The following is a 26,266-nucleotide window of genomic DNA, read 5'->3' on the forward strand; positions in this document are numbered from 1 at the left end:
AGCGGTCAAAGATATCGATTGAAAAGCCTGGAACAATAACAATGCTTCGTAAGCTTTGAAAAAATAAATAAAAAAGTAATCATTTACATTCCTCCCATACGTTTCAATCTATGAGGGGACGCCCTCAGGAGGAAAAACTTGACGCGTGAAGATGAAATATTCAGAAAAATAGAACAGGGGGACAGCGGCGGGCTGGATGAGCTGGTGAGCCTTTATTACCCTGAAATACTGCGGTACTGCAGATGGCATACGCCGGATCAGGCAACGGCGGAGGATGCGGCGCAGGAAACCTTTCTAAAGGCGGTGCGGCATTTTAACCGGTATGTACATAAAGGCAGGTTCAAGGCCTTTCTTTATCAGATTGCCGCCAATACCTGTGTGGACATGTGGCGGAAAAAGAAACCGGAGGCCCTGCCGGAGGAGCTGGTATATACGGAACGGGAATTTGACCGGGCCGAGCAGGAGGCAGATCTCGCCCGGCTGGTGGAACGGCTGCCCGAAAAGCAGAGGGAAATCGTGCTGCTCCGGTTTGCCCAGGATCTTACGCTGCGGGAAACCGCCGATGTCCTGGGGCTTCCGCTGCGGACGGTACAATCGCGGCTGCGCGCCGCATTGAAGTACCTTAAGAAAATTCTGAAGGAAGGAGGAGAGACAGATGCAAAATAACTGGGAAAAAGAGCTGGGAAGGGCATTGAAGGAGAGCGTCGGGGAACCGGACGCCGAACGGATGGCCATGACAGCGGAAGCGCTGCATAAAGCTTACCGGGGAAAACACAGGGAGCGAATCGGTTTTACAGGCTTTCTGCTGCGGCAGATCCGGTTTAACGGCTGGAAAATATGGCTGATGCAGGGTGTGCTTCTTGGCCTGCTGCGCTTAGTACTGACCTTTACTTATGGCAGCCTGAAGGTGGTGAATCAGGAAAAAATCCCGCTGCTTCTTTGCTGTATATCCGTTCTTATCGTGATGACGGCGGTACCGTTTTTATGGCGTTCCCTGCGTTATCGGATGTTTGAAACTGAAATCGCTACGCGGATGTCCATGGGCAGGCTGACAGGAGCATGGCTTGTTCTTGCGGGGCTGGGGGATGCGGCAGTTCTTTCCTGCGTATTTTGGTACACGGTGCGCAGTACCGCCATAAGCCGGAGCGGCGCGGTATTATATTTGCTTGTGCCGTTTCTTCTTGCGGCGGCGGGGCTATGCTATCTGTTGGGCCATGTGAGGCCGGAACGGTTTTGTGCGGGCTGTGCGGGAATGTGCGCTGTGCTTCTTCTTCTTTTTCTGGCTGCCGGCGAGTATTGCCCGGTGGTGTTCCGGCAGAACTTCAGCCTTGGCTGGGGCGGTATCTGTCTCTGCCTGCTGGCCTTTGGGGCACGGCAATGCCGCTTTATCCAAAAAAGGTATGCGCTGTAACCGTTCAGGCCGGTCTGTGCATTCACTGCACAGACCGTGAGAAAACGTGGAGGCATCAGGCGTCCGCCCCTCGCCGAAGGCGACTCTAATGGGCGGATGCAGTAACAGTTCGGCCGAAGGCTGAACTGTTACTATGCGTTCTGTGGTATGGATTTATAAGCGGTAAACGGAAAGGAGAATGGAAATGGAATTATGCTTGGAGCATGTATCCAGGGAATTTAAAGATAAAAAAGCAGTGGATGATGTGAGTCTGCGGATCGGTCCCGGCGTCTGGGGGCTTCTGGGAGCCAACGGCGCGGGAAAAACAACGCTGATGCGTATGATAGCCGGTATTTTAAAGCCAGGTTCAGGACAGATAACCTATGACGGCATCAGAATAGATGCGCTGGGGGAGGCATACCGGGATATTTTCGGATATCTGCCTCAGGAATTCGGCTTTTATCCGGAGTTTACAGTAAAGGATTATCTGGAATATATCGCGGCCCTGAAAGGGCTGACTGTAAATAATACAAATAAAAAAATAGCTGAGCTGTTGGAAACACTGACGCTGTATGAGGTGAGGAATAAGAAGATAAGCAAGCTGTCCGGCGGTATGAAAAGAAGGGTGGGAATTGCCCAGGCGTTGCTGAACGAGCCGGAAATCCTGATTCTGGACGAGCCTACCAGCGGTCTGGATCCGGGGGAGCGCGTGCGTTTCCGGAACCTGCTTTCGGAGTTCGCCCATGACAGGATCGTCCTGATTTCCACACATATTGTGCCGGATGTGGAATATATTGCCATGCAGAACGCCATCATGAAGGACGGGCGCATTATTGAAACCGGGACGACGCAGGAGCTGGTGGAGCGGATGAAGGGGAAGGTTTGGGGCAGCACGATTTTGGCCCGTGAGCTTCCTTCCTGTGAAAAACGCCTTCGCATCGTCAATCTGAAGAATGAACCGGACGGCCGGATAACGATCCGTTATCTTTCCGAAGAGCCGGAAACGGAAACCGCCGTGGCTTTGGAGCCAAGGCTGGAGGATCTGTATCTGTGGCTGTTCCCGCAGGGAATGTATCCTGAGGATCAGGTTGCTGCGGAAAAAGAATCCGGGATAAAGAAACCAGGAAAAAAAGGAGGAAGCGGCAGATGAAATTATTTACTCTGGAAATCAAACGGGTCCTCAGGACGAAAACCACCTGGCTGCTGCTGGCGGCATCGCTGGCACTTTCCGGAATCATGGCATGGCTACCGGTCACTTTTGAATCCCGCTATATCGGCGGGCTGGACGGTATAGAGCAGACCGAGGTCAAAGGCATGGCTGCCATACGGCTGGTCAGGGACGCACAGGCGGATCTGGGCGGCGTGATCACTCAGGAGCAGCTGAGAAATGTGCTGGAAACGGCGCAGAAAACGCTTAATGATTCCGGAAAAGCCTATACCTATCAGCTGTCTCCCGGTATTTATCAGGAAAATATCCTCCCCATAGCTCCTTTGCTGTCGCGGATTACCGAGGTCTATGCAGATCCGGAAACCGGGATGGCGCCAGGGCTGACAGACCTTGCACCGAAGCAGCTGGATTATTATTATGAAAGCTGCGTCACACATCTGGATGATTTAATGAAGCTGGAGCAGAAGGAGCACCCGGCTGCGCAGGAAAAGGCCAGGGCCTTATATTCGAAGGTAAAAATGCCCTTTGTGTTCTATCCGGGCTACAATACGAATGCCTATGACTATCAGATGCTGCTGATTTTCCTGGTGGTTCTATTTTGCACCGTCATTGCTGCGCCGGTATTTTCAGCGGAATACCAGACCCAGGCGGATGACATCCTTCGGTGCACCAAATATGGAAAAGCCAGGCTGGCAGTGATTAAGCTGCTGTCAGCGCTGTTCATAACATCGGCTGCCTTTCTTTGCTGTGCGGCGCTGTATCTGGTGCTGTCCAACAGCTTTTACGGCTGGGATATGTTGAAAACCTCCATACAGCTTATCTTTTCCTCTGTAAGCCTGGGCAGCATGAACATCGGGCAGCTGCAGCTGGCGGTGACGGCCGCGGGATGGGCCAGCCTGCTTGCAACCATCAGCTTTACGCTGTTTCTTTCCTCACGCTGTAAAAATACGGTCACAGCCCTTTCCCTGGCCCTGCTGTTTTGCCTGGCGCCCATCATCCTTTATATGGCTTCCTCCGGAAACGCCGTATCCTGGCTGAGATGCCTTCTGCCCTCTGGCGGCGTAAGTATACTGGGGGGATTTGCGGGAGAAATGACGGATTTCAATTTCCTCCACCTGGGAAATTTCAGCGTATGGTCCCCTTATGTGATAGCAGCGGCATCACTGATTGAAATTCCGGTATTTCTTGCGGCGGCATCCTGGTCCTACTGCAGGCATTCGCAATAATAAGGAAAACTGGACAGCAAGTTTTTTTTCTGGTGGATGTTTGCGCATGAAAATGGTATGATTAATCCGTCCCTGACAAAGGAGAAAATCACGAAAGGAAGCAAGCCATGCTGAGCAGAACCGATATCCGCCGCGAATGCCATAAAGTTACGTTTCTCAAGGGAGATGATCTGAACCAGCGGGGAGCGGTGCAAAATCTGCACTGGACAAAGGAGCTGGAGGACGGCTTTGAGGTGGTATCCATGGAAGCCAGCGTCAGCGGAAGCCATGGAAATCTGTACGATGTTAAATTAAAGATTGATGAGGATTACAGAGAAGTTCTGGAAAGCGACTGTGAATGCCCGGCGTTTTACAGCTACAACGGACTGTGCAAGCATTGTGTGGCTGTGCTTCTCGATTATATAGAAGAAAGAAAGGAACAGAGAATGCGGCCGCGCGCGCTTTCTGCGGTTCCTGCGGCACCCCGTCCCAGAACCTCAACCTATGGCTTTGACGGGATTCTCAACCAGTATGTTTACCGCGACAAGGTGAATCTGATGCAACCGGATATTCTGGGCAGGGTGCGGCTGGAGCCGTATTTTTATCTGTCTGCGGAAAACATGAGGGTGGAATTTAAGATCGGATGCACCCGGATGTATGTGCTGAAAAATATCGGTGATTTCGTGAATGCCGTTGCCAGGAATGAACAGGTATTCTATGGTAAGGAGCTGGAATTCTACCACCATCCGGAGGCCTTTACCTCGGAGAGCAGGCCGTTGGTACGTTTTCTCCAGTATTCGCTGCTCAAGGGCAGCAGCTATATGGGAAATTATCTTTCCACCGTATATAAACGGGATCTGAATGTCACTCCGGAACTGATCGATGATTTCCTGGATGCCGCTGGGGCAGGGCCGCTTATGGGAGAGACGGCGGATGGGATTGCCAGGGAATGGTCGTTCCGGGAAGGGGAGCCGGTGCGGCGTTTGGAAATAAGCGGCGATTCTTACGGGATTTCCGTAAAGCTGCAGCGGATGCAGATGGTGACCGGGAAGCGGTATGGGTACTTTTTCGACGAGGGAACCATATGGAAAACGGATCGGGAACGGATAGAGGAAATCAGGGAGTTCCTGATTTATATGGACAGCTTCGGCAAAAGCGGCCTGTATGTGGCAGGCACGGAGCTTCCGGCTTTTGCCAGGGATATGCTGCCGGTCCTGCAGGAGCATTTTGAGGTGGAAATGAGGAATTTTTCACCGGAGGAATACCTGCCGGAGGAGGCGTCCTTTGAAATCTACCTGGACGCGCCCCAGAGGGATCTGCTGACCTGTGAGCTTTACGCGGTGTATGGGGAGGAAAAATATAACCTGTTTGACAGCCTGGATCTGACGGAGCGGAGGGATGCGCGGCGGGAAATGCTGATGAAGGGCCTGGTGGGGGAATTTTTCAACGCCTATGATCCCGGCAAGCGTCAGATGGTGCTCTCTTCAGATGAGGAGCGGCTCTTTCTCTTTTTGCAGGAAGGGATCCCCAGGTTGCAGGAGCTGTGCGAGGTATATATTTCCGATGCAGTCAGAGCCATGCGCGTGCTGCCCGCGCCGCATGTGAGCGTGGGCGTATCCATAGCGGGGGATTTGCTGGAGCTTACGCTGCAGTCGGAAGAAATGCCCATGGATCAGCTGATTTCCATTCTGTCCCGTTATGACAGGAAAAAGAAATACTACCGGTTGAAAAACGGCAGCTTTGTGGATTTGGGCGATGAAGGGATCCGCACGCTGGCACAGCTGAAGCAGGAGCTGATGATAGCCGATTCCGCCATGGAGGACGGCGTAGTCAGCCTGCCCCGCTACCGGGCCATGTATCTTGACGGCAGCCTGAAGGAAGACAGCGGCCTGTCCCTGCAGAAGGGGAAAAGCTTCCGCGCGCTGGTGCGGAATATGAAGACCGTGGAGGACAATGATTTTGAGGTGCCTCCGGAGCTGGACGGTATTCTTCGCGGATATCAGAAGCAGGGCTTTCTGTGGATCAAAACCCTGAAGGCCAATGGCTTCGGCGGGATTCTGGCGGATGATATGGGGCTGGGAAAAACACTGCAGGTAATTGCTTTTCTTTTATCGGAGTGGAAGGAGAGCGGGGGAAATCCGGGACGGCCCTGGCTGATCGTGTGTCCGGCTTCCCTGGTCTTCAACTGGAAAAGCGAAGTGGAACGCTTTGCCCCTGTGCTTCCGGTTTATGCGGCGGCAGGCGGGGCCGGGGAGAGAAAGCAGCTTCTGGAGCAGGCGGCGCGGGAGAAAAAAGGTGTGATAATCACCTCCTATGAGCTGCTGCGCCGGGATATTGATATTTATACCGGCATGGATTTCGCCTGCGAGGTAATCGACGAGGCGCAGTTTATCAAGAACCATTCCACCCAGGCGGCCAGGGCTGTGAAGCAGGTCCCCGCAGGCTTCCGGCTTGCGCTGACGGGAACGCCGGTGGAAAACCGGCTCAGTGAGCTGTGGAGCATTTTTGATTACTTGATGCCGGGCTTCCTGTTTTCCTACAGCCGTTTCCGGGAGGAGATGGAAACGCCAATCGTATCCAGGGAAGATGAGGAAACCGCGGTGCGCCTCCATAAAATGATCCGGCCGTTTGTGCTGCGCAGGCTGAAAAAGGATGTGCTCACCGACCTTCCGGATAAAATCGAAAAGCCCATGATGGCCGTGATGGAGGGCGAGCAGAGCAGCCTGTATGACGCCCATGTGCAGCGTCTGATAGCTGTGCTCACCAAACAGACGGATCAGGAATTTGCGGGAGCGCAGATACAGGTGCTTTCGGAGCTTACCAAGCTGCGGCAGATCTGCTGCGATCCGGGGCTTTTGTTTGACGGCTATGAAGGGGACAGCGCCAAAACAAGGCTTTGTATGGAGCTGATACGCAATGCGGCGGAGGGCGGGCATAAGGTGCTGCTTTTCTCCCAGTTCACCTCTATGCTGGAACGGCTGAAGAGCGCGCTTGCCAAAGAAAAAATCTCATATTACACGCTGGACGGCAGCACGCCCAAGGTAAGGCGCCTGGAGCTGGTGGAGAGCTTCAACAGGGATGACACGCAGGTTTTCTGCATTTCCCTTAAGGCAGGAGGGACAGGCCTGAACCTGACGGCGGCTGACATCGTGATTCATTTTGATCCCTGGTGGAACGTGGCTGTGCAGAACCAGGCCACCGACCGGGCGCACCGTATCGGCCAGAGGAACGTGGTGACCGTTTATAAGCTGATTGCAAAGGGCACCATAGAAGAAAAAATAACAGCCCTTCAGGAAAAAAAGAAGGCGCTGGCGGACAGCATTCTGGGCGGGGAGGAAATGGGAAGGGCGTCCTTTACCAGGGAAGAGCTGATGGAAATTTTAAAATAGCCAAAGACCCGCTGCGGCCGAAAAGGCAGACAAGCCTGCGCCTGGCCGGATACCTGCGGGAATAAAAAGGAGTACGGACGATGAATGAAATGAAGCTGTGGTACGTAAGGAGCGCAGAAAAATGGGAGGAAAGCCTGCCCATTGGAAACGGGAGCCTGGGCGCCATGATTAAGGGCGGGACCGACGAGGAAATCCTGGGATTAAATGAAGAAAGCCTGTGGTCGGGCTATTATAAGGACAAAAACAACCCGGGAGCAGCCGCGCAGCTGGAGGAGGTGCGCCGCTTTATTTTTGCCGGGAAAAATAAAGAAGCGGAACGTCTGATCCAGAAAAGCATGCTGGGGGAATTTAATGAATCCTACCTGCCCCTGGGCAGCCTCAGCCTCCGGTTTTCCTATGAAGGGGAGACTGCGGCAGCGGATTACCGCAGAGAGCTGGATATTGATCATGCATGTGCCCGGGTAGACTATAGCTGTTGCGGCACGCATTATGAAAGAGAGTATTTTGCCAGCTATCCGGCAAGGGCCATCTGCATCCGTCTGAAGGCGGATCGGGCAGCGATGGATTTTACCATGTCCTTTGCCTCCGAACTGGAGCACACCTGCGAGGCAAAGAAGGGGGGACTTGAAATCGCAGGAAGATGTCCGGAGCATGTGGACCCTTCCTATATTCCCCACCGTGAGGATTCGGTGGTTCAGGGAACCAGGGGGAAAGCGTTTACGGCAGCTGTCCGCATTCTGGAATGCGACGGCCTTGTGGAAAATACAGGGGACAGGATCCGTGTAAGCGGCGCATCCGTCTGTGTCCTCATTTTGTCGGCGGTAAAGGAGCCGGCCTTACCCGAAAATGCTTCCTACGACTCTTTGAAGGCGGAGCATATCCGGGATTATGAATCGCTTTACGGCAGGGTGGAGCTGTATCTGGGAGAGCAGAAGGCGCTTCCCACGGATGAACGCCTGGAGCTGTTAAAAAAGGGAGAAGAGGACAATGGCCTTTACAGCCTGTTTTTCCAGTACGGAAGGTATCTGCTCATCGCTTCCTCCAGAGAAGGAAGCCTTCCCGCCAACCTGCAGGGAATCTGGAGCTGGGAACTGCGCGCTCCCTGGAGCAGCAACTGGACGATCAATATCAATACCCAGATGAATTACTGGCATGCCCAGAGCTGCAACCTGGGAGAGTGCGCGGAGCCTTATTTCCGCTTTATGGAAAAAATCTGTGAGGAAGGAAAGAAAACGGCTTCCGTCAACTATCACTGCAGAGGCTTTGTGGCGCATCATAACATCGATTTCTGGGGGAATACCAATCCGGTGGGACTGCTTCCCGGACAGACGGAGGGCGGCGATGGCTGCGTGAACTGGGCATACTGGCCCATGGGCGGCGCATGGCTGACCCAGGAGCTGTTCCGCGCTTATGAATACAGCCAGGATGAACGCTATCTGAAGGAGGTGGCGGCGCCGATTATCCGGGAGGCCGCGCTGTTCCTGAATGACTGGCTGGTGGAATATCAGGGCGAATACGTGACCTGTCCCTCCACCTCTCCTGAAAACCAGTTCCGCCTTCCTGACGGACAGACCACAAGCGTAACCTATGCTTCCTCCATGGACATGGCCATTGTGCGGGAGGTATTCGGGAACTACATGAAAATCTGTGAAATTCTGGGCACACAGGATTCACTGCTGGATGAAATCAGGGAAAAGCTGCCCCGCCTGGCCCCCTTTCGGACAGGAAGCTTCGGACAGCTTCTGGAATGGCATGAGGAGTATGAAGAACCGGAACCCGGCCATCGTCATATTTCCCATTTATATGGATTGTTCCCTTCAGAGCTGTTTGCAGGAAATGAAAAGCTGACGGAGGCCTGCAGGATATCCCTGAAGCACCGGCTGGAAAACGGAGGCGGGCATACCGGCTGGAGCTGTGCCTGGATCACCAACGTATTTGCCATTCTGGAGGATTCGGAAAATGCCTATGCCTACCTGCGCACCCTGCTCACCAGATCCACCTATCCCAATCTCTGGGACGCCCATCCGCCGTTCCAGATTGACGGGAATTTCGGCGGCACGGCTGCCATTGCCAACATGCTGGTGCAGGACAGGGGCGGAGAGGTGAAGCTGCTTCCGGCGCTGCCCAGGCAGTTTAAGGATGGCTATGTGAAGGGGCTTTGCATTAAAGGAAGAAAATGTGTGGATATCTCCTGGAAGGATGGAAAGGAAGAAGCGCATAGGATTTACAATAGGGAAGAAGCAAAATAAATAAAAATGGGCCTTCCGGGCCGTTCGGTAACTGCCGGCGGCTATGGAGGGCCCTTTTGAAATCAGGTGGATAAATGCAGGATATCAGCCAGGTTAATTCCCATATTTGCAGCAATAAAAAAACTGCAGAATAAAAATTCTGCAGCTTTAAACAGCGTGCGCGAGAAGATTCGAACTCCCGGCCTTCTGATCCGTAGTCAGACGCTCTATCCAGCTGAGCTACGCGCACATTTTGTTACCAATTAACTCCGGCAACGTTCTATATTTTAACCGATGTGGAAGAGAATGTCAATAGGGTTACAAGAAAAAATAAAAATAAAAAAGCATAACGATACAGGCCGGTTATCTGTACGGTTACAATATTTCATTGTCTGGAATATTACGGCAGATATTACACGTTTTTATGATGTAAAATATCGTAATGCATACAAAATATCGTAAATAATTTTCCTTGACACGCTTGCATACCCATGGGACAATAATATATGAATCGGCTGGTTTTTCTGGTTTTCAGAGGAAATACGTATTTACCATAAACTGAGGGTGCAGCTGAAAATGTTAAGAAGCGGAGTTATGACATCATGCCAATCCATTTGAATACCAAAGAACTGACTAAGCTGACGGAATGCTATAAGGAAGCGAGAAAGTCTACGGCGGCAATCCTTTCAGGAAACAGAGGTTTGGGAAAGTCCTGGGTCATCCAGAACTTCTGTCAGCAGTGTGATAATGTTATCAACATTTCCCTTTTGGGAGAGGGGAACTACGGGATAAGGTCATTTGCCAATGACATTAATGCCTACATACTCACCACTCCGGAGCTGGAGGGCAGCATCCCCCTGATTTCCATGAACTCTGCGGATGAGACCCAGCTTACGGATGAAATAAAATACACGGTGCTTAAGCTTTGCACCAGGAAAAGAACCGTGCTCTGCTTTGAGAATATCATGGGGCTGGAGCATTCCCTGCTTTTATATATCTGTGATCTCATCAAAATGATACTGACTTATTATTCCCGGCTGAACACTTTTGTTTTAATGGAGATCGATACGAACAGGGAAGGGGAAAGTGTTTTTAACGAGGTGACGAGGCATCTGTATTCCATTACCCCGGATTTTGTATTCATTCCCTTCCGGCCTCTGAAGTATCAGCAGATGAAGGATTATTTTTATGCCTACTTCCGTAACCTGATCCGGATTGAATCAGAGGATCTGAATATAATACTTACGTCCTCCTTCGGTAATATTATGTGCCTGAATGCGATTATCAATTATCTGAAGCAGTCGGGGATCATAGAAAAGGAAGAGGGCCATTACATCTGCAAAAGGCTGAGCAGGGGCTATCTGGATCAGTTTATGAAGACTTATCGGGAGAAGCCGGAGACGGACAGATAGGGAAGGTGGAACTGATGCAGTCCTGAGTGAGTATTGTTATATTTTTTAACTGTTTTTTGAAGCCGTTATGTTGCCGGAACAGACAGTATAAAATAAACGATAAAACAATAGTTTATGCAGCGCAATGCAATAACTATGGACATTCTGAAGTTTTCTTCTGCAAATCTGCTTTTTTCAATTCTTTTCCAACAACAATCAGCATAGTAACAAAACAGGCAGTGCCGCCGATAAAGTTGGAGATTGGTTCTGCCAGGAATACGCCGTTTACAGCAGGGGAAATCCATCTTGGCAGCAGGATGGTAAGCGGGGCGACAATGACAACCTTACGCAGGACGGAGAAGAAAATGGCATATTTCGCCTTCCCCAGCGCCTGAAATACAGTCTGGCCTGAAAATTGCAGGGACATCATAAAAAAACCAAAATAATAAATCTGCATGGAGGGGACCGCCGCTTCCACCAAATCCGCCTGGGTATTGAAAATATGGATAAAAAAGACGGGGAACAGGTGCAGGATACCCCAGATTGCGGTAGTATAAACGATACAGCTGACGGCCATGAAACGGATGGCCGTTTTTATCCGATCATATTTATCCGCGCCGTAGTTAAAGCTGATAACCGGCTGGGAGCCGTTTGTAACGCCGGACACAGGCATGGAGACGATTTCGCGGATGGAGTTGATAACCGTCATGACGCCTACATAAAGATCCCCGCCGTAGATGGAGAGCGTGGCGTTGCAGACCACCTGCACAATACTGTTGGTGATTGCCATCATGAAGTTGGATAGCCCCAGAGTGATGATATCACGGATGGTTTTGCCGCAGGGACGCATACAGGATACACGGATGCGCAGGATGGCCTTCGGGCTGGTAAGAAAACGCACGGTCCAGGCTGCGGAAGCGAATTGTGAGATAACGGTGGCGATTGCCGCCCCCTGAATTCCCATACCCAGTGTAAAAATAAAAAAGGGATCGAGAATTATATTCAGCACGGCGCCGATGAGCGTGGTGACCATACCCACCCGGGCAAAGCCCTGGGCATTGATATAGCTGTTCATTCCCAAGCTTACGGTGACAAAGACGCTGCCCAGCAGGTAAATGGAAAGATAGCTGTCCGCAAAGGGAAAGGTGGCGTCGCTGGCGCCGAATGCGTATAAAAGAGGCTTTTTAAACAGCAGCCCTATGATGGTGAGCAGCAGCCCGGTGCACAAAAGCATGGTAAAGGCGTTGCCGACAATTTTTTCCGCGCCCTTTGTATCCCCTTTGCCTCTTGCGATGGAGCAAAGCGGCGCGCCGCCCATCCCGAACAGATTGGCAAAAGCGATGACTACCGTGATGATGGGCATGGAAAGCCCCAGTCCGGTAAGGGAAAGCGTGGCATGTTCAGGAATGCGACCGATATACATACGGTCAACGATATTATAAAGAATATTAATCAGCTGGGCGAGGGTCATAGGCAGTGCCAATGAGATGATATTTTTTACTACGCTGCCTTTGGAAAAATCATTTTTTGTATTTTCGGGAATCATAATCAGCCTCTTTTGTTTTTTTATAATTTCTGTTATAGTGTGATTATATGCTTGCATTTTGCCTTTGTAAAGGCGGTGCAGGTTTCCTTTTGCCCGGAAGCGTGACGGCAGTGCAGGTTCTCTTTGCAGCTTCCGGTAGCTGAAGATACCGCAACCGTGTGGGGGAAGGGCCTGTATCCTATGGGGCGCTGCATAGACAACACATCAGAAAGACGAGGTTTTTAAATGGCAGCACGTGTTCAGAATATGACGGAGGGAAAGCCCTTAAGGCTTATCCTGGCTTTTTCCCTTCCGCTGATGATAGGGAATGTTTTTCAACAGCTGTATACCGTGGTGGATACCATGGTTGTGGGACAGGCGCTGGGAGTCGGGGCGCTGGCGGCGCTGGGTGCGGCGGACTGGCTGAATTGGATGATTCTGGGAACCATTCAGGGCTTTACCCAGGGCTTTTCCATAAAAATGTCCCACGAATTCGGCGCAGGGGATTACCGGAGGCTGCGCAAGACGGTGGCCAATTCCATACTGCTGGCAATCCTTACCTCACTGGTGCTGCTTGTGGCGAGTGAGCTTCTGGCCAGGCCGGTCCTGGGGCTTCTGCAGACGCCGGATACGATTATTGATGATTCGTTGAAATATCTGCGTATCATGTTTGCCGGGATTCCGGTGGTGATGGCTTATAATATTCTGGCGTCCATCCTGCGTGCGCTGGGCAATGGCAGGACTCCTCTGTATGCCATGATTGTGGCCGCGGTGATAAACGTGGCGCTGGATCTTTTGTTTGTACTGGGCTTTCACTGGGGGATTCAGGGCGCGGCGGCAGCGACGGTAATCGCACAGCTGTGTTCCGGAATTTTCTGCCTTCTTGCCATCAGCCGGGTGGAGGTGCTGGCTTTTACCAGGGAGGACTTCAAAATGGAAGGGACTCTCTGCCTGTACCTGATGAAGCTGGGGCTTCCCATGGCATTCCAGAATGCGATTATTGCAGTGGGCGGCATGATTGTCCAGTTTGTAGTCAATGGCTTCGGCGTACTGTTTATTGCCGGCTTTACGGCAACCAACAAGCTTTACGGCATTCTGGAGGTGGCGGCCACCTCTTACGGTTATGCCATGGTTACCTATGTGGGACAGAATCTGGGCGCGAAAAAAATAGACCGTATCAGCAAGGGAATGCGCTCCGCGCTGATCGTGGCCATGGTCACCTCTGCCGTGATTGCGGCGGCTATGCTCCTTTTCGGCAAAGCGATTCTGGGCTGTTTCATCTCAGGTTCGCCTGAGGATGTGGCGGTGACGATGAATATCGCATATCATTACCTTGCTATTATGAGTGTTTTCCTTCCTATCCTTTATGTTTTGCACGTTACACGTTCCGCCATGCAGGGGATGGGGGATACGCTGCTTCCCATGGCCTCCGGCATTGCGGAGTTTGTTATGAGAACCGGCACGGCAATTCTGCTTCCTGTGTTCCTGGGAGAGGAGGGCATCTTTTATGCGGAAATTCTTGCCTGGATCGGGGCGGACGTAATCCTGGTAACCAGCTATTATCTGCGGATGAAAAAAATGAAGGCCTTACAGAGTGCCTGATATGAAATACGGCGGAGCTATACTGCCAAAACCGATTGAAAAAACGGGCGGCTTCCATCGATGGGTGGAGGCTGCTTTTTTGTAACAATTCAGCCTTCAGCCAAACTGTTACTTTTTTTATATACTTATTTATTTTCTGACTTGCAAAATGCAGGCATTAATTATATAATTTAGAGAGAACTCAATTATTTTAATAAAATCTAAATTATGCATCATGAATGCAGCCTGATTCCTGTATAATTTTAGTCATGTGCGCCAGAGCGCACGGATGGGAGCAAAAAATGGAGAAACAGCTTAAATTCAATGAACCCTGGATTGTGCAGCGGGCGGACCCGTATATCTGCCGCCATACGGACGGTATGTATTATTTTACCGCATCCGTGCCTGCTTATGACAGAATCATCCTGCGCAGGGCGGACAGTCTGGCCGGGCTTGCGGACGCTGAAGAAATCACTGTCTGGAAGGAGCATGAAAGCGGCATCATGTCGTACCACATCTGGGCGCCGGAGCTGCATTATCTGGAAGGAAAATGGTATTTGTATTTTGCGGCGGGCGAAGCGGAAGATATCTGGGCAATCCGTCCTTATGTGCTGGAATGTGCGGATGCGGATCCAATAACCGGTACCTGGAAAGAGCTAGGGAAAATGCAGTGCGCGCCGGAGGATGAATTTTCTTTCAGGGCCTTTTCACTGGATGCCACGGTATTTGAATGCAAAGGAAGCCATTATTATGTCTGGGCGGAAAAAGTGGGCGTGGGCAAAATGATTTCCAATCTGTACATAGCGCGTATGGCTGCGCCGAACCGTCTGGAAACCGTGCAGGTGCTGCTTACCACACCGGACTATGACTGGGAGAGAGTAGATTTCTGGGTGAATGAGGGACCGGCCGTAATCAAACGCGGCGGCAGGATTTTTCTCACCTATTCCGCCAGCGCTACCGGAGCCTGCTATTGCATGGGCATGCTGAGCGCTTCTGAGGACGCGGATCTCCTTGATCCGGCTTCCTGGACAAAGGAACGGTATCCGGTGCTGGCTTCCGATAAAGCCCTTGAAATTTACGGGCCGGGGCATAATTCCTTTACCACGGATGAAGAATGCGGCGATATCTGCGTTTATCATGCCAGGAAGGAAGCTGTCATCGAAGGCGATCCGCTGTACAATCCCAACCGTCATACCATGCTTATGAAGGTACAGTGGAGTGAAGAAGGAAAACCGGTATTTTCTTACCGCTAAACAAACTGCGGCAATTCAGATCTGCCTGACCAGTTACAAACTGCGGGGCAGCTGTTCCGGCGCCGGCGGCGGTAAAGCCCGGGAAAAGCAGCCGGACACGCTGCACGTGTAAATAAAAAGAAAAGGGAGAACAAGGCAATGGCAAAAATTTTCATCAACGAAAAGAAGAAACAGGGGCACATCAATCCGGAAATTTACGGACATTTCAGCGAGCATCTGGGACGCTGTATTTATGAAGGCCTCTACGTAGGGGAAAACTCGGATATTCCCAATGTGAACGGCATGAGAACGGACGTGGTGGAAGCGCTGAAGGAAATGCAGATTCCGGTACTGCGCTGGCCGGGCGGCTGCTTTGCTGATGAATACCATTGGAAGGATGGCATTGGGCCTAAAGAAAAACGGAAAAAGATGATCAACACCCACTGGGGCGGCGTCGTTGAAGACAACAGCTTCGGAACCCATGAGTTTTTTGAACTGTGTGAGCAGCTGGGCTGCAAAACCTATGTAAACGGTAATGTGGGCAGCGGTACGGTTCAGGAAATGTCCGAATGGGTGGAGTATATTACTTTTGAAGGCGTATCCCCTATGGCGGATCTGAGAAAACAGAACGGCCATGAGAAGCCCTGGAAGATTGATTTCTTTGGCGTAGGCAATGAAAACTGGGGCTGCGGCGGTAACATGACGCCGGAATATTACGCGAATCTTTACCGCAGATATCAGACCTATGTGCGTCAGTATCATCAGGACGCCCCTATTTATAAGGTGTGCGGCGGCCCTAACGTGGCTGATTATCACTGGACCGAAAAGGTGCTTGATACCTGCGCGCCCACCCCGTCCCGTTTCATGAACGGTCTTTCCCTGCATTATTACGTACATCCGGACGGATGGGATGAAAAGGGAAGCGCAACAAAGTTTGACGAGAAAACCTGGTTTAAAACCATGGCTAAGGCCCTCTATATGGAAGAACTGGTTACCCGTCACGGCGCGATTATGGATCAGTATGATCCGGAGAAAAAAATCGGTCTGATCGTGGACGAATGGGGCGACTGGTTCGATGTGGAGCCGGGCACAAATCCGGGCTTTTTATATCAGCAGAACACCATGCGTGATGCGCTGGTTGCCGGAATCACGCTGGATATTTTCAACAAGCACTGCGACAGGGTAAAGATGGCCTGCATCGCCCAGATGGTGAACGTACTGCAGTCCGTAATCCTGACGGAAGGCCCTAAAATGCTCAAGACTCCCACCTATCATGTATTCCATATGTATAAATACCATCAGGATGCGGATCTGGTGGAAAGCTATATTGAAGGGCTGAAGGAAGTGGGAGAGGATGAAATCCGCGTTCCTTCCCTTCATGAATCCGTATCCGTATCCGCAGACGGGACCGTCAACCTGACTCTGAATAACCTTTCCGTGACGGAGGAGAGCGAGGTGGAGGTAAGCTTTGCAGAATTGAAGCCCTCCAGTGTTACTGCCAGCATCCTTACGGAAAAAATGGATGCCTATAACACCTTTGAAGAACCGGAACGCGTGAAGGAAGTGGAATTCACCAATTATGAGATTACGGAAAACGGCGTGAAATTCAGCGTTCCCGCATCAAGCGTGGTACTGCTTCGCATCCGTTAAGCAAAGGAAAGCAGGCAGGAGCGGCTATGGAAACAGACGGTAAAAAGCATTGCCTGAAATGTCTTCTCCGGGAGATGGATCAGGATGCATATTTTCAAAACCTGCATGATTACATTGCCAACCTGGATGAGGATATCAAAGCGGACGGCGTGCTTTATGAAGAAAGGCTCGCCGTCTGCAAGCAGTGTGACATGCTGCTTCAGGGGATGTGCAGGGCCTGCGGCTGCTTTGTGGAGCTGCGGGCCGTGATTGCTGTGAACAGCTGTCCCTATGACAAGTGGTGAGATGTAACAGTCCGAACGGTTACGGGGGCTGCAAAACAAAAGGAAGCTGTGCCAGACAGGCTTGACGCGGCGGAAGAAAAAAGGAATTTCCGCGGGGGTAGAGAATGCTTCATATCAAATCACTGGAGGAGGGGCTGGATATTTTTAAGGCCCTTGGCTCCGACATCCGTATAGAAATCATCAGAATCCTTCTTGAAAACAGGGATATGAATATGAATGAGCTGGCCTCCAGGCTTAAGATTACCAACGGGGCGCTGACCAGCCATGTGAGGAAGCTGGAGGAATGCGGCATTATTACCGTAACCAGCGAGTCGGCAGGGCATGGCAACCAGAAGAAGTGCTCAGTAGCCCTGGATAAAATTCTGATAGAGGTGGACAGCCCCGCACAGAATAAGAATGTATATGATACGGATTTGAAGGTGGGGCATTTTACCGGCTTTGAGGTGTATCCCACCTGCGGGATGGCATCGGCGTCAGCGTTGATTGGAGAAGTGGACGATACCAGGTATTTTGCCCATCCGGACAGATATAACGCAGATATTCTGTGGTTTACCAAAGGATATGTGGAATATGTGATACCCAATTTTATCCCCTTCGGAAATAAAATTGATCAGATATCGGTATCCCTGGAGCTGGGAAGCGAGGCTCCGGGAGTGAATAACGTATGGCCGTCGGATATCAGTTTTTACCTGAATGACGTACTGCTGGGAAAATGGACTTCCCCGGGGGATTTCGGGGATGTAAGAGGCGTATTCACGCCGGACTGGTGGTATCCCAATTGGAACCAGTACGGCCTGCTTAAGTTCCTTGTCATTAATGATAAAGGGACCTTCATTGACGGGATTCAGATTTCCAAAGTTGATATCAGCCGTTTTCACCTGGACTATAGGAGCAATATCCGTCTCCGCTTCGCCGTGGACGAAGCTTCGGAGCATGTGGGCGGCCTGACGATATTCGGGAAATCCTTCGGTAACTACAACCAGGATATTCATGTGAAGATGAGCTACAGTGAACCGGAGGAATAAGCGCTTTAATAAAGCAGAATTGTTGGAAACGTTTTTGCGCGGAGGCAGCTGTTGTTCGCAGAAAATCACCTTTCAATAAAAAAACAGTCCAAATATCCAAAAAATATATGGATAGGGAGGCCGAAGATTTCCGGCTTCCTTTTTTGTTGCCGGAACACTCCCAGTACTGTTCTGAAAAAATGTTTCTGTAAATTCTCGGATGAAAAATATCCTCCTGAAATGCCTGGCTTGTCTGCCGCCGCAACCATTTTTTATTTATCACTAAAATCATTTATTTGCTCCCACCAAGTTTCTTCTTGACACACTCGTTCTACTGGAGTAGAATAAAAATATATTCTACTGGAGTAAAATGAAAGGTAATGAAAGGCATATCATTTTTACTCCGCTTGCGAAAATTAATGACAGCGCGGAAGCATGCGCAGACAGGAGTGGATATGAACGGAAAATTATTTGATTCGGAACGGCGGGTAATGGAATGTCTCTGGGACGAGGGTGATCTTTCCGCCAGGGAGATCGCGGAGCGCCTGAATAAAAAGGTGGGCTGGAGCAAGACCACCACCTATACCATCATCAGGAAATGTGTGGAAAAAGGGGCGGTTGCCCGTAAAGAACCGGGATTTATCTGCCATGCGCTTCTCAGCAGGGAAAGCGTAAGGGAACAGGAAACGGAAGAACTGATCCAGCGGAATTACGGCGGCTCGGCGGATCTTCTGGTAGCCTCCCTTTTGGGGAGCAGGAAGCTTTCCTCTGAGGAAATCAGCCGGATGAAGGAAATGATTGAAAAGTGGAGGTGACGTCATGGATGTATTGGTCAAAATGAGCGTAAGCGGGGCGGTATTGATAGCGGTAATCGTCATCGTCCGCGCTCTGGCAGTCAACCGGCTGCCGAAAAAGGCTACGCGACAGCCTGCTGGAAAACGTCGAAAAGGAAATGCAGACGTTTCTGGAAAAACAGGATGCCGGGAAGCTGAAGGATGAAAAAACCATGGAAAAAACGCTGGATGCCGAGCTGGGCCGTATCCTGGAGAAGCTGGAGGGCGGCCTGGCCTGGGGCGGACAGAAGGAAATCTGCTATTATTGGGACAGCAGATATGATGAGCGGGACGATTCAAAGGACTGGGAGGATGAGGAGGACGAAGAAGAAAAGTATACGCCTCAGGAAAAATACGACCTTGTGCTGAAAGCCCTGAAACCGGACGGCTATGAAAAGATGTCCCTGGCTGAATTCAACCGGAAGACCCATGCGGCATTATCGGAATATGACGAGATTATGGATATTTCTTATTTATATGAAATGGTTTTGATGGAGCTGGAGGAAGAGCAGAGCCGGATCACCAATAAGACGGATGCCGATGTGAAATTCCTGCAGACCACGGTCAGCAAATCCATGGATGAATATTATGCCGCAGAAAGGTCACTGTATGCCAGGAAGCAAATCGATCCCGAATATGCCGTGTCCATCAACGCTTCCCGAAAGGAGGATGTATACGGCGATGAGGTTGTGGTGGATCTGGCGGAAGGCTATTATTCCTTTACCTACCATATCCTGGATGCGGATAAACTCACCGTTGCCGAAAGGGATAAGTTCCTGGAGGATGTGGTTTCAGAGGTGCAAAAACGGGTGGATAATGCGGAGCGCGGACAGAAGCTGGATGAAGCCTTCCTGAAAAAGACGGTTGACGAGGCCGGAAAAGCCGCGGGGAACGCATATATCGAATATACAGGCTGCACCATTGATTATATGGAACAGTACGAATGGGATTAAATACGGATACAGCTATCATAAAGAAGTGATAAATAAAGAAATACACAAACAGCAGCCCGGGGGCCTTGCCCCGGGCTGTGCTGTTTGCTATACCTCAGATTACCCCATAACTGCAGTTACATGATACTCTTTCTTGCCTTCTACGAAAGGAACCACATTTCCTTCGATGGTTTCTCCGTCTACGATAAGGGAGGAAACACCTTTTTCCAGATGGCCGGGGTCCTTTACCTCAATATGGTAAACTGCGCCGCGGAAACGTCTGGTGATGGTGAAATCGCCGAAATCTGCGGGTACGCAGGGATTGATGCAAAGACCGTCCAGGCTGGGCTGAATACCCAGGATATACTGGGAAATATTCACGAAGGTCCAGGCAGCGGTGCCGGTGAGCCAGCTGTTCTTGGCTTCGCCGAAGGTTGCCGCGTCGCGGCCGGCGATCATCTGGGAATAGCAGTAAGGCTCGGTCCTGTGGATTTCACTGATTCCCTCCAGATAAGCCGGGCAGGTCTTTTTGTATATTTCAAACGCCCTGCCGCCTCTTCCGATAACGGTTTCCGCGATGGATACCCAGGGATTGTTATGGCAGAAAATACCTGCGTTTTCCTTGTATCCCGGCGGATAGGAGGTGATTTCGCCAAGCTCCAGATGATAACGGGTATAGGCGGGCTGCAGAAGCATGATGCCATACTTGCTGTCCAGCCGCTCCTTTACGCTGTCCAGCGCCTGCTGCGCCTTGCCTTCCTTAACACCAACGCCTGCCAGGACACAGAAGCCCTGGGGCTCGATGAAAATCTGTCCCTCTTCACATTCGGAGGAGCCCACCTTCTGGCCATAAGCATCATAAGCGCGCAGGAACCAGTCTCCGTCCCAGCCGGCCTGAAGAAGTGTGTCATACATGGCTGCTACCTCCCTGCGGGCATCCTCGGCAATCTCCTTTTTGCCAAGGCTATCTGCGATCGCAGCGTATTCCTCTCCGTATTTTACGAACATGCCGCCGATGAAAACAGATTCCGCAACAGGCCCTTCGCTGGGGCCGAAGGTCTGGAAGGATTCTCCGGGCTGTGCGGAGAAGCAGTTCAGGTTCAGACAGTCGTTCCAGTCGGCGCGGCCAATGAGGGGAAGCCCGTGAGGACCCTTATGGGTTACGGTAAAACGGAAGGAGCGGGTCAGATGCTCAAACAGGGTGCCTTCGCCGCCGTCGTCAAAGGTTACCACCTCATCCAGAATTGAAAAATCTCCGGTTTCTTTAATATAAGCGCTGGTGCCAGCAATCAGCCACAGAGGGTCGTCATTGAAGCCGCCGCCGATATCCGCATTTCCTTTTTTGGTAAGCGGCTGGTACTGATGATAGGTGCTGCCGTCGCCAAACTGTGCGGAGGCAATATCCAGGATACGCTCCCTCGCCCGTTCGGGAATCAGATGAACGAAGCCCAGCAGGTCCTGACAGGAATCACGGAAGCCCATGCCGCGGCCGATGCCGGATTCATAATAGGAAGCGCTGCGTGACATGTTGAAGGTTACCATACACTGATACTGGTTCCAGATATTTACCATGCGGTTGACTTCTTCACAGTCGGACTGGATCTGATATCCGGAAAGCAGCTCCTGCCAGTATTCCTTAAGCTGTACAAAAGCTTTTTCCACATCATCGTCGGACTGATAACGGGAAAGCAGCTCGTGAGCTTTTGTTTTGTTGATGATGCCGGGAGCTTCCCATTTTTCTTCCTCTTTGTTTTCCACATAAGCCAGGACGAAAATAAAGGAGCGGCTTTCGCCGGGAGCCAGGGTAACATTGATCTGGTGGGAAGCGATGGGGGACCAGCCGTGGGCAACGGAATTGGAAGCCTTGCCGTTCATGACAACCGCCGGATCGGAGGGGCTTCTGTAGGCGCCCAGGAAGGCGTCCCTGCTGGTGTCAAATCCATCCACCGGACAGTTGACGGAATAAAGCGCATAATGGTTGCGGCGTTCTCTGTATTCTGTTTTATGATAAATGGTGGAGCCTTCAATTTCCATTTCCCCGATGCTTAAATTCCTCTGGAAATTCTTCATGTCATCGTCCGCATTCCACAGACACCATTCCACATAAGAAAACAGGGAAAGCTCTTTCGCCGCGCTTCCGTTATTGGTCAGGACCAGACGGCTGACCTCGCAGGAATCATTCAGCGGAACAAAGGAAAGCACCTGGGCGCTGACCTGGTTCAGGCTGCCGGTAAAACGGCTGTAGCCCAGGCCGTGGCGGCATTCATAGGAATCCAGAGTGCGTTTCACAGGCTGCCAGCCCGGATTCCACACATCCGCGCCGTCTTTGATATAGAAATACTGACCATTGTTGTCATAAGGCACGTTATTGTAACGATACCGGGTCAGACGCAGAAGCTTGGCGTCCTTATAAAAGGAATAGCCTCCGCAGGTATTGGAAACCAGTGTAAAGAAATCCTTGCAGCCCAGATAGTTGATCCAGGGCAGCGGTGTTTCGGGGGTGGTGATGACATATTCACAGCTGGCGTCATCAAAAAAACCGTATTTCATGCTTGACCTCTCATTCCGCCGTCATCCGGCAAATAATAATCCTGTTTTGCAGCCGCGCCATATTTCCATGGCCGTCTGCTTCCCTGCTATATTTACGAAAACGATTAAGTAACGGAGTGGAAAATCCTCCTGTAGTTTGGATTATATAGAATACCCCGGGCATTTTCAAGAGGGAAAACTTAAAATTATAAAATTTTACCGGCCTTCATGCAGGTTCCTGTTCCCACGGAATAAAGAGAGGGTGAAGGCAGCGGAAGAATAAAAAGAAAAACAGCTTGGAGAAAATATATATTTTTTATATGTTATTATGGTTATATATAACAAAAATAGGCAAGGTTACGGAAAAAGAAAAAGTTGCTATTGAATTACCCTGTAAAAATGATATATGATAGTATTACGAAAACGATTAAGGTAAGTAGAACGGCGGAAGGGCACAAGCCAGTCCCGCCTGCACTGTTACAGCAAAAGGAGAGTAGCATATGGTTTCCATGAAAGATATCGCAGAAGCGTGCGGCGTTTCCGTGGCGTCCGTGAGCAAGGCGCTCAATAACCATACCGATATCGGAGAAGAGACCAGGCAGCTGATCCGCCGGACGGCAAAGGAAATGGGATACTTCCCCAATTCCGTAGCCAGGGCCCTGAAAACGAACAGAAGCTATAACCTGGGCGTCCTGTTTACCGATGAGGCGAACAGCGGGCTGACCCATGATTATTTTGCCAGCGTGCTGGAAAGCTTCAAGGAAACAGCGGAAAAAAATGATTATGACATCACCTTTGTCAACCGGAACCGGGAACGGCGCAGGAAAATGACCTATCTGGAGCATGTCCGATACAGAGGCTTCGACGGCGTGGTCATCGCCTGTGTGGATTTTGAGGACCCGGAGGTGGCCCAGTTGGTGGCCAGCGACATTCCGGTGGTCACTATCGACCATATTTTCAATAACAGGATTGCCGTGATGAGCGACAACGTGAAGGGCATGCAGTCGCTGCTGCGCTATATTTACAGCTGCGGGCACAGGCTCATTGCCTATATCCACGGGCATCCCTCTTCGGTTACAGGCAGCCGTCTGTCTTCCTTTTACAAGACGGCGGAGGAACTGGGGCTTAAGGTGCCTGATGAATATGTGCTGGAGGCAGGCTACCGGGATACCGACGGGGCCGCGGCGGCGACGCAGCAGCTTCTCGCGCTTCCCTGCCCGCCCACCTGCATCCTGTATCCGGATGATTTTGCCTGCCTGGGCGGCATGAATATACTTAGGGAAAAAGGCCTGCGCATTCCGGAGGACATTTCCATTGCGGGTTACGACGGCCTGCGCATCGGACGGCACATGGATCCGAAGCTGACCACCCTGAAGCAGGATACGCAGAAGCTGGGAGGCTATGCTGCCGAAAAGCTTATCAGCCTCATTGAACACCCCAAAACCAGCGTGCCCGAAATCCTTGTAGTGGAAGGCGAAGTTTACGAAGGCAGATCAGTAGGGAATATCGGATAATTTTTTTAAAAAAAAAAGAGAGGAAAAGAACATGAAATTTACGGAAGGGTATTGGCTGCGCAGCGAGAAAGCGAACATTCTTTACGCATCCCAGGCCTATGAGGTTCAGGAAATCCCCGGCGGCATGCGTGTGCTGGCTCCGGTGGGCTATATCAGCTCCAGGGGCGCCACGCTGAACATGCCTACGATCACAGTGGAGTTCACCGCGCCCATGGAGAACATCATAGCAGTGAGAGCCTGGCATCACGAGGGCTATGAAAAAAGAGAGCCTGTCTGCCCCAAGCATCCCCAGGCACAGGCTGTGACGGTGGAAATCGGCGAAGAAGAAGCCGTAATGACCGCAGGAAAGGTTTCCGTGCACGTAAACCTGAAGGAATGGGGCTACCATTTCGAGGCGGACGGCAAGGTGCTGACAAGATGCGGCTTCCATAACCTTGGCTATGCGCGCTGGGACAGGACGCCGTCTACCATGTTCCCCGCGGACAATTATATGATGGAAAACGGAAAGCCTTATATGGTGAACGAGCTGTCCCTGCAGGTAGGGGAAAACGTATACGGCTTCGGCGAACGTTTTACCTCTTTTGTGAAAAACGGACAGGTAGTGGACACCTGGAACGAAGACGGCGGCACCGCTTCCCAGGTTGCCTACAAGAGCGTACCTTTCTATATGACCAACAAGGGCTACGGCATTTATGTGGACCATACAGACAATGTTTCCTTTGAGGTTGCCAGTGAAAAAGTGGAATATGTGGGCTTTTCCGTACCCGGCGAAGAACTGAAATACTGCTTTATCTACGGCCCCACACCCAAGGAAATCCTCAATGCCTATACCTCCTATACCGGACGCCCCGCGCTTCCTCCGGCATGGAGCTTCGGCCTTTGGCTGTCCACCTCCTTTACCACCAACTATGACGAAGAGACAACCAGCTCCTTTATCCAGGGAATGGCCGACAGGGATATCCCCTTAAGCGTATTCCATTTTGACTGCTTCTGGATGAAGGAATTCCAGTGGTGTGATTTTACCTGGGACAAGAGAGTGTTCCCCGACACCGAAGGAATGCTGAAAAGATATCATGACAGAGGCCTGAAGATCTGCGTATGGATTAACCCCTACATCGCACAGGGAACCCCCTTCTTTAAGGAAGGCGCCCAGAACGGCTATCTTGTAAAAAGAGCGGACGGCAGGGGCGTATGGCAGACCGACAACTGGCAGGCCGGCATGGGACTGGTTGATTTCACCAACCCTGATGCCTGCAGATGGTATGCGGATAAGCTGAAAACCCTGCTGGATATGGGCGTTGACTGCTTTAAAACAGATTTTGGCGAAAGAGTTCCCGTGGATGTGGAATGGTTCGACGGAAGCGACCAGGGAAGCATGCACAATTACTATACCTACCTGTACAACCAGTGCGTATTCAACCTGCTGAAGGAAGTGAAGGGAGAAGGCGAAGCCGTCCTCTTTGCAAGAAGCGCGGCGGCGGGCGGACAGCAGTTCCCCGTCCACTGGGGCGGCGACTGCTCCGCGAATTATCCGTCCATGGCGGAAACACTGCGCGGCGGCCTTTCCTTTGCCATGTCCGGCTTCTCCTTCTGGAGCCATGATATTTCCGGCTTCGAAAGCACCGCAACACCGGACCTGTACAAAAGGTGGGCGGCCTTCGGACTGCTTTCTTCCCACAGCAGGCTGCACGGTTCAGGAAGCTACAGAGTGCCGTGGGTGTTTGACGATGAGGCGAGCGATGTGGTACGCTTCTTCTCCAAACTGAAATGTACCCTGATGCCCTACCTGTACGCAAAGGCTGTGGAAGCCCATGAAGACGGCACGCCCATGATGCGCCCCATGGTATTCGAATACCCCTGCGACCCGGTGGCAGCATACCTGGAAACCCAGTATATGCTGGGAGATGCACTGCTGGTAGCCCCGGTTCTCAGAGAGGACAAAAAGGTACAGTACTACCTGCCTGAAGGAAGATGGACGGATTACTTTACCGGCGAGGTAAAAACAGGCGGCCGTTACTACGAAGGCGAGTACGATTACTTCTCCCTGCCTTTGTATGTAAAGGAAAACACCCTGCTTGCCACAGGCGCGGTAAACGACAGGCCCGACTACGACTACAGGGACGGCGCCACCCTTCACCTGTATGAGCTGGCTGACGGCGCTTCCTGCACCTGCCGCATGGTAGACGTAAAGGGCGCAGACGTATGCGCCATTACCGCAGAAAGAAAAGGCGGCGTTTACAGCTTTAAGGCGGACGGGGATATGAACGGCCTCACCATAATCCTCCACGGAATCTGTGCGGAAGGCGTAAAAGCAGAAAATGCACAGATACACACCGATTCTGTAAGCGGCTGTGTATCCGCAGCAATCGACACAAGCACCCGCGAAGTCAAAATAACCGTTGAATAAAACA

Annotated in this window: 19 protein-coding genes and 1 tRNA gene; 17 read left to right on the forward strand and 3 right to left on the reverse strand. The window is 51.3% G+C overall.

Annotated features, from left to right (window positions below; translation table 11 throughout):
• Nucleotides 1–138 precede the first annotated feature (138 nt).
• From FYJ45_RS03470 to FYJ45_RS03495, 6 genes are all read left to right on the forward strand, one after another.
• Nucleotides 139–666 carry an RNA polymerase sigma factor gene (locus FYJ45_RS03470; protein WP_154463501.1) on the forward strand — a complete coding sequence of 176 codons (528 nt, stop codon included), beginning with the start codon at nucleotides 139–141 and terminating at the stop codon, nucleotides 664–666.
• Nucleotides 656–1,411, forward strand: a complete 756-nt coding sequence (locus FYJ45_RS03475) for a hypothetical protein (protein ID WP_154463502.1) — start codon at nucleotides 656–658, stop codon at nucleotides 1,409–1,411. Before FYJ45_RS03470 ends, FYJ45_RS03475 begins: the two co-directional genes overlap by 11 nt.
• Before the next feature lie 184 nt (nucleotides 1,412–1,595).
• Entirely contained in the window at nucleotides 1,596–2,540 is a 945-nt protein-coding gene (locus tag FYJ45_RS03480; protein ID WP_154463503.1) for an ABC transporter ATP-binding protein, read from the forward strand.
• Entirely contained in the window at nucleotides 2,537–3,784 is a 1,248-nt protein-coding gene (locus FYJ45_RS03485) for an ABC transporter permease (protein ID WP_154463504.1), read from the forward strand. Before FYJ45_RS03480 ends, FYJ45_RS03485 begins: the two co-directional genes overlap by 4 nt.
• A 107-nt stretch (nucleotides 3,785–3,891) precedes the next feature.
• A complete protein-coding gene (locus FYJ45_RS03490) occupies nucleotides 3,892–7,152 on the forward strand; it encodes a DEAD/DEAH box helicase (RefSeq protein ID WP_154463505.1) in 3,261 nt (1,086 codons plus the stop codon).
• Nucleotides 7,153–7,232: 80 nt separating this feature from the next.
• The gene (locus FYJ45_RS03495) at nucleotides 7,233–9,401 is read left to right on the forward strand and encodes a glycoside hydrolase family 95 protein (RefSeq protein ID WP_154463506.1); all 2,169 of its coding nucleotides are present in this window, start codon (nucleotides 7,233–7,235) and stop codon (nucleotides 9,399–9,401) included.
• Nucleotides 9,402–9,556: 155 nt separating this feature from the next.
• Here FYJ45_RS03495 and FYJ45_RS03500 read toward each other — a convergent pair.
• A tRNA-Arg gene (locus FYJ45_RS03500) sits at nucleotides 9,557–9,630 on the reverse strand.
• Nucleotides 9,631–9,982: 352 nt separating this feature from the next.
• Between FYJ45_RS03500 and FYJ45_RS03505 the strand changes: the two genes are divergently transcribed.
• Nucleotides 9,983–10,792 (forward strand): hypothetical protein, encoded by an 810-nt coding sequence (locus tag FYJ45_RS03505; RefSeq protein WP_154463507.1) that lies wholly within the window; start codon nucleotides 9,983–9,985, stop codon nucleotides 10,790–10,792.
• A gap of 133 nt (nucleotides 10,793–10,925) precedes the next feature.
• On the opposite strand, the gene FYJ45_RS03510 is transcribed toward FYJ45_RS03505, so the two are convergent.
• Complete coding sequence (locus FYJ45_RS03510) at nucleotides 10,926–12,317, reverse strand: MATE family efflux transporter (protein ID WP_154463508.1); 1,392 nt, start codon at nucleotides 12,315–12,317, stop codon at nucleotides 10,926–10,928.
• A 225-nt stretch (nucleotides 12,318–12,542) separates the two neighbouring features.
• Here FYJ45_RS03510 and FYJ45_RS03515 point away from each other — a divergent pair, with 225 nt between their 5' ends.
• The 8 genes from FYJ45_RS03515 (at nucleotide 12,543) to FYJ45_RS03550 (ending at nucleotide 19,833) form a co-directional block, all read left to right on the forward strand.
• The gene (locus tag FYJ45_RS03515) at nucleotides 12,543–13,898 is read left to right on the forward strand and encodes an MATE family efflux transporter (RefSeq protein ID WP_154463509.1); all 1,356 of its coding nucleotides are present in this window, start codon (nucleotides 12,543–12,545) and stop codon (nucleotides 13,896–13,898) included.
• Between the two features lie 281 nt (nucleotides 13,899–14,179).
• Nucleotides 14,180–15,130, forward strand: coding sequence for a family 43 glycosylhydrolase (locus FYJ45_RS03520; protein ID WP_154463510.1), 951 nt, complete (start codon nucleotides 14,180–14,182; stop codon nucleotides 15,128–15,130).
• 138 nt (nucleotides 15,131–15,268) lie between these two features.
• Nucleotides 15,269–16,759 (forward strand): alpha-N-arabinofuranosidase, encoded by a 1,491-nt coding sequence (locus FYJ45_RS03525; protein WP_154463511.1) that lies wholly within the window; start codon nucleotides 15,269–15,271, stop codon nucleotides 16,757–16,759.
• Between the two features lie 26 nt (nucleotides 16,760–16,785).
• Nucleotides 16,786–17,043: a DUF6171 family protein gene (locus FYJ45_RS03530; protein WP_021638821.1), complete on the forward strand. Its 258-nt coding sequence runs from the start codon at nucleotides 16,786–16,788 to the stop codon at nucleotides 17,041–17,043.
• Nucleotides 17,044–17,147: 104 nt separating this feature from the next.
• Nucleotides 17,148–18,068: an ArsR/SmtB family transcription factor gene (locus FYJ45_RS03535; protein ID WP_154463512.1), complete on the forward strand. Its 921-nt coding sequence runs from the start codon at nucleotides 17,148–17,150 to the stop codon at nucleotides 18,066–18,068.
• A 434-nt stretch (nucleotides 18,069–18,502) separates the two neighbouring features.
• A complete protein-coding gene (locus FYJ45_RS03540) occupies nucleotides 18,503–18,862 on the forward strand; it encodes a BlaI/MecI/CopY family transcriptional regulator (protein ID WP_154463513.1) in 360 nt (119 codons plus the stop codon).
• 4 nt (nucleotides 18,863–18,866) lie between these two features.
• Nucleotides 18,867–19,046, forward strand: coding sequence for a hypothetical protein (locus FYJ45_RS03545; RefSeq protein ID WP_154463514.1), 180 nt, complete (start codon nucleotides 18,867–18,869; stop codon nucleotides 19,044–19,046).
• Nucleotides 19,000–19,833: a hypothetical protein gene (locus FYJ45_RS03550; protein ID WP_154463515.1), complete on the forward strand. Its 834-nt coding sequence runs from the start codon at nucleotides 19,000–19,002 to the stop codon at nucleotides 19,831–19,833. Before FYJ45_RS03545 ends, FYJ45_RS03550 begins: the two co-directional genes overlap by 47 nt.
• Before the next feature lie 99 nt (nucleotides 19,834–19,932).
• Here the strand turns inward: FYJ45_RS03550 and FYJ45_RS03555 are convergent, their stop codons facing one another.
• On the reverse strand, nucleotides 19,933–22,362 hold the full coding sequence (locus FYJ45_RS03555) for a GH36-type glycosyl hydrolase domain-containing protein (protein ID WP_154463516.1): 2,430 nt from the start codon (nucleotides 22,360–22,362) through the stop codon (nucleotides 19,933–19,935).
• Between the two features lie 479 nt (nucleotides 22,363–22,841).
• Here FYJ45_RS03555 and FYJ45_RS03560 point away from each other — a divergent pair, with 479 nt between their 5' ends.
• Both FYJ45_RS03560 and yicI read left to right on the forward strand, forming a co-directional pair.
• A complete protein-coding gene (locus FYJ45_RS03560; RefSeq protein ID WP_154463517.1) occupies nucleotides 22,842–23,855 on the forward strand; it encodes a LacI family DNA-binding transcriptional regulator in 1,014 nt (337 codons plus the stop codon).
• A 31-nt stretch (nucleotides 23,856–23,886) separates the two neighbouring features.
• Entirely contained in the window at nucleotides 23,887–26,262 is a 2,376-nt protein-coding gene (yicI, locus tag FYJ45_RS03565; protein WP_154463518.1) for an alpha-xylosidase, read from the forward strand.
• Nucleotides 26,263–26,266 lie beyond the last annotated feature (4 nt).

It is taken from the genome of Eisenbergiella porci (assembly GCF_009696275.1).
Classification (GTDB): domain Bacteria; phylum Bacillota; class Clostridia; order Lachnospirales; family Lachnospiraceae; genus Eisenbergiella; species Eisenbergiella porci.

Coding starts and splice junctions, on each gene's coding strand:
- FYJ45_RS03475 (WP_154463502.1), top strand. CDS start 656: ATGCAAAATAACTGGGAAAAAGAGCTGGGAAGGGCATTGAAGGAGAGC.
- FYJ45_RS03480 (WP_154463503.1), top strand. CDS start 1,596: ATGGAATTATGCTTGGAGCATGTATCCAGGGAATTTAAAGATAAAAAA.
- FYJ45_RS03485 (WP_154463504.1), top strand. CDS start 2,537: ATGAAATTATTTACTCTGGAAATCAAACGGGTCCTCAGGACGAAAACC.
- FYJ45_RS03490 (WP_154463505.1), top strand. CDS start 3,892: ATGCTGAGCAGAACCGATATCCGCCGCGAATGCCATAAAGTTACGTTT.
- FYJ45_RS03495 (WP_154463506.1), top strand. CDS start 7,233: ATGAATGAAATGAAGCTGTGGTACGTAAGGAGCGCAGAAAAATGGGAG.
- FYJ45_RS03505 (WP_154463507.1), top strand. CDS start 9,983: ATGCCAATCCATTTGAATACCAAAGAACTGACTAAGCTGACGGAATGC.
- FYJ45_RS03510 (WP_154463508.1), bottom strand. CDS start 12,317: ATGATTCCCGAAAATACAAAAAATGATTTTTCCAAAGGCAGCGTAGTA.
- FYJ45_RS03515 (WP_154463509.1), top strand. CDS start 12,543: ATGGCAGCACGTGTTCAGAATATGACGGAGGGAAAGCCCTTAAGGCTT.
- FYJ45_RS03520 (WP_154463510.1), top strand. CDS start 14,180: ATGGAGAAACAGCTTAAATTCAATGAACCCTGGATTGTGCAGCGGGCG.
- FYJ45_RS03525 (WP_154463511.1), top strand. CDS start 15,269: ATGGCAAAAATTTTCATCAACGAAAAGAAGAAACAGGGGCACATCAAT.
- FYJ45_RS03530 (WP_021638821.1), top strand. CDS start 16,786: ATGGAAACAGACGGTAAAAAGCATTGCCTGAAATGTCTTCTCCGGGAG.
- FYJ45_RS03535 (WP_154463512.1), top strand. CDS start 17,148: ATGCTTCATATCAAATCACTGGAGGAGGGGCTGGATATTTTTAAGGCC.
- FYJ45_RS03540 (WP_154463513.1), top strand. CDS start 18,503: ATGAACGGAAAATTATTTGATTCGGAACGGCGGGTAATGGAATGTCTC.
- FYJ45_RS03545 (WP_154463514.1), top strand. CDS start 18,867: ATGGATGTATTGGTCAAAATGAGCGTAAGCGGGGCGGTATTGATAGCG.
- FYJ45_RS03550 (WP_154463515.1), top strand. CDS start 19,000: ATGCAGACGTTTCTGGAAAAACAGGATGCCGGGAAGCTGAAGGATGAA.
- FYJ45_RS03555 (WP_154463516.1), bottom strand. CDS start 22,362: ATGAAATACGGTTTTTTTGATGACGCCAGCTGTGAATATGTCATCACC.
- FYJ45_RS03560 (WP_154463517.1), top strand. CDS start 22,842: ATGGTTTCCATGAAAGATATCGCAGAAGCGTGCGGCGTTTCCGTGGCG.
- yicI (WP_154463518.1), top strand. CDS start 23,887: ATGAAATTTACGGAAGGGTATTGGCTGCGCAGCGAGAAAGCGAACATT.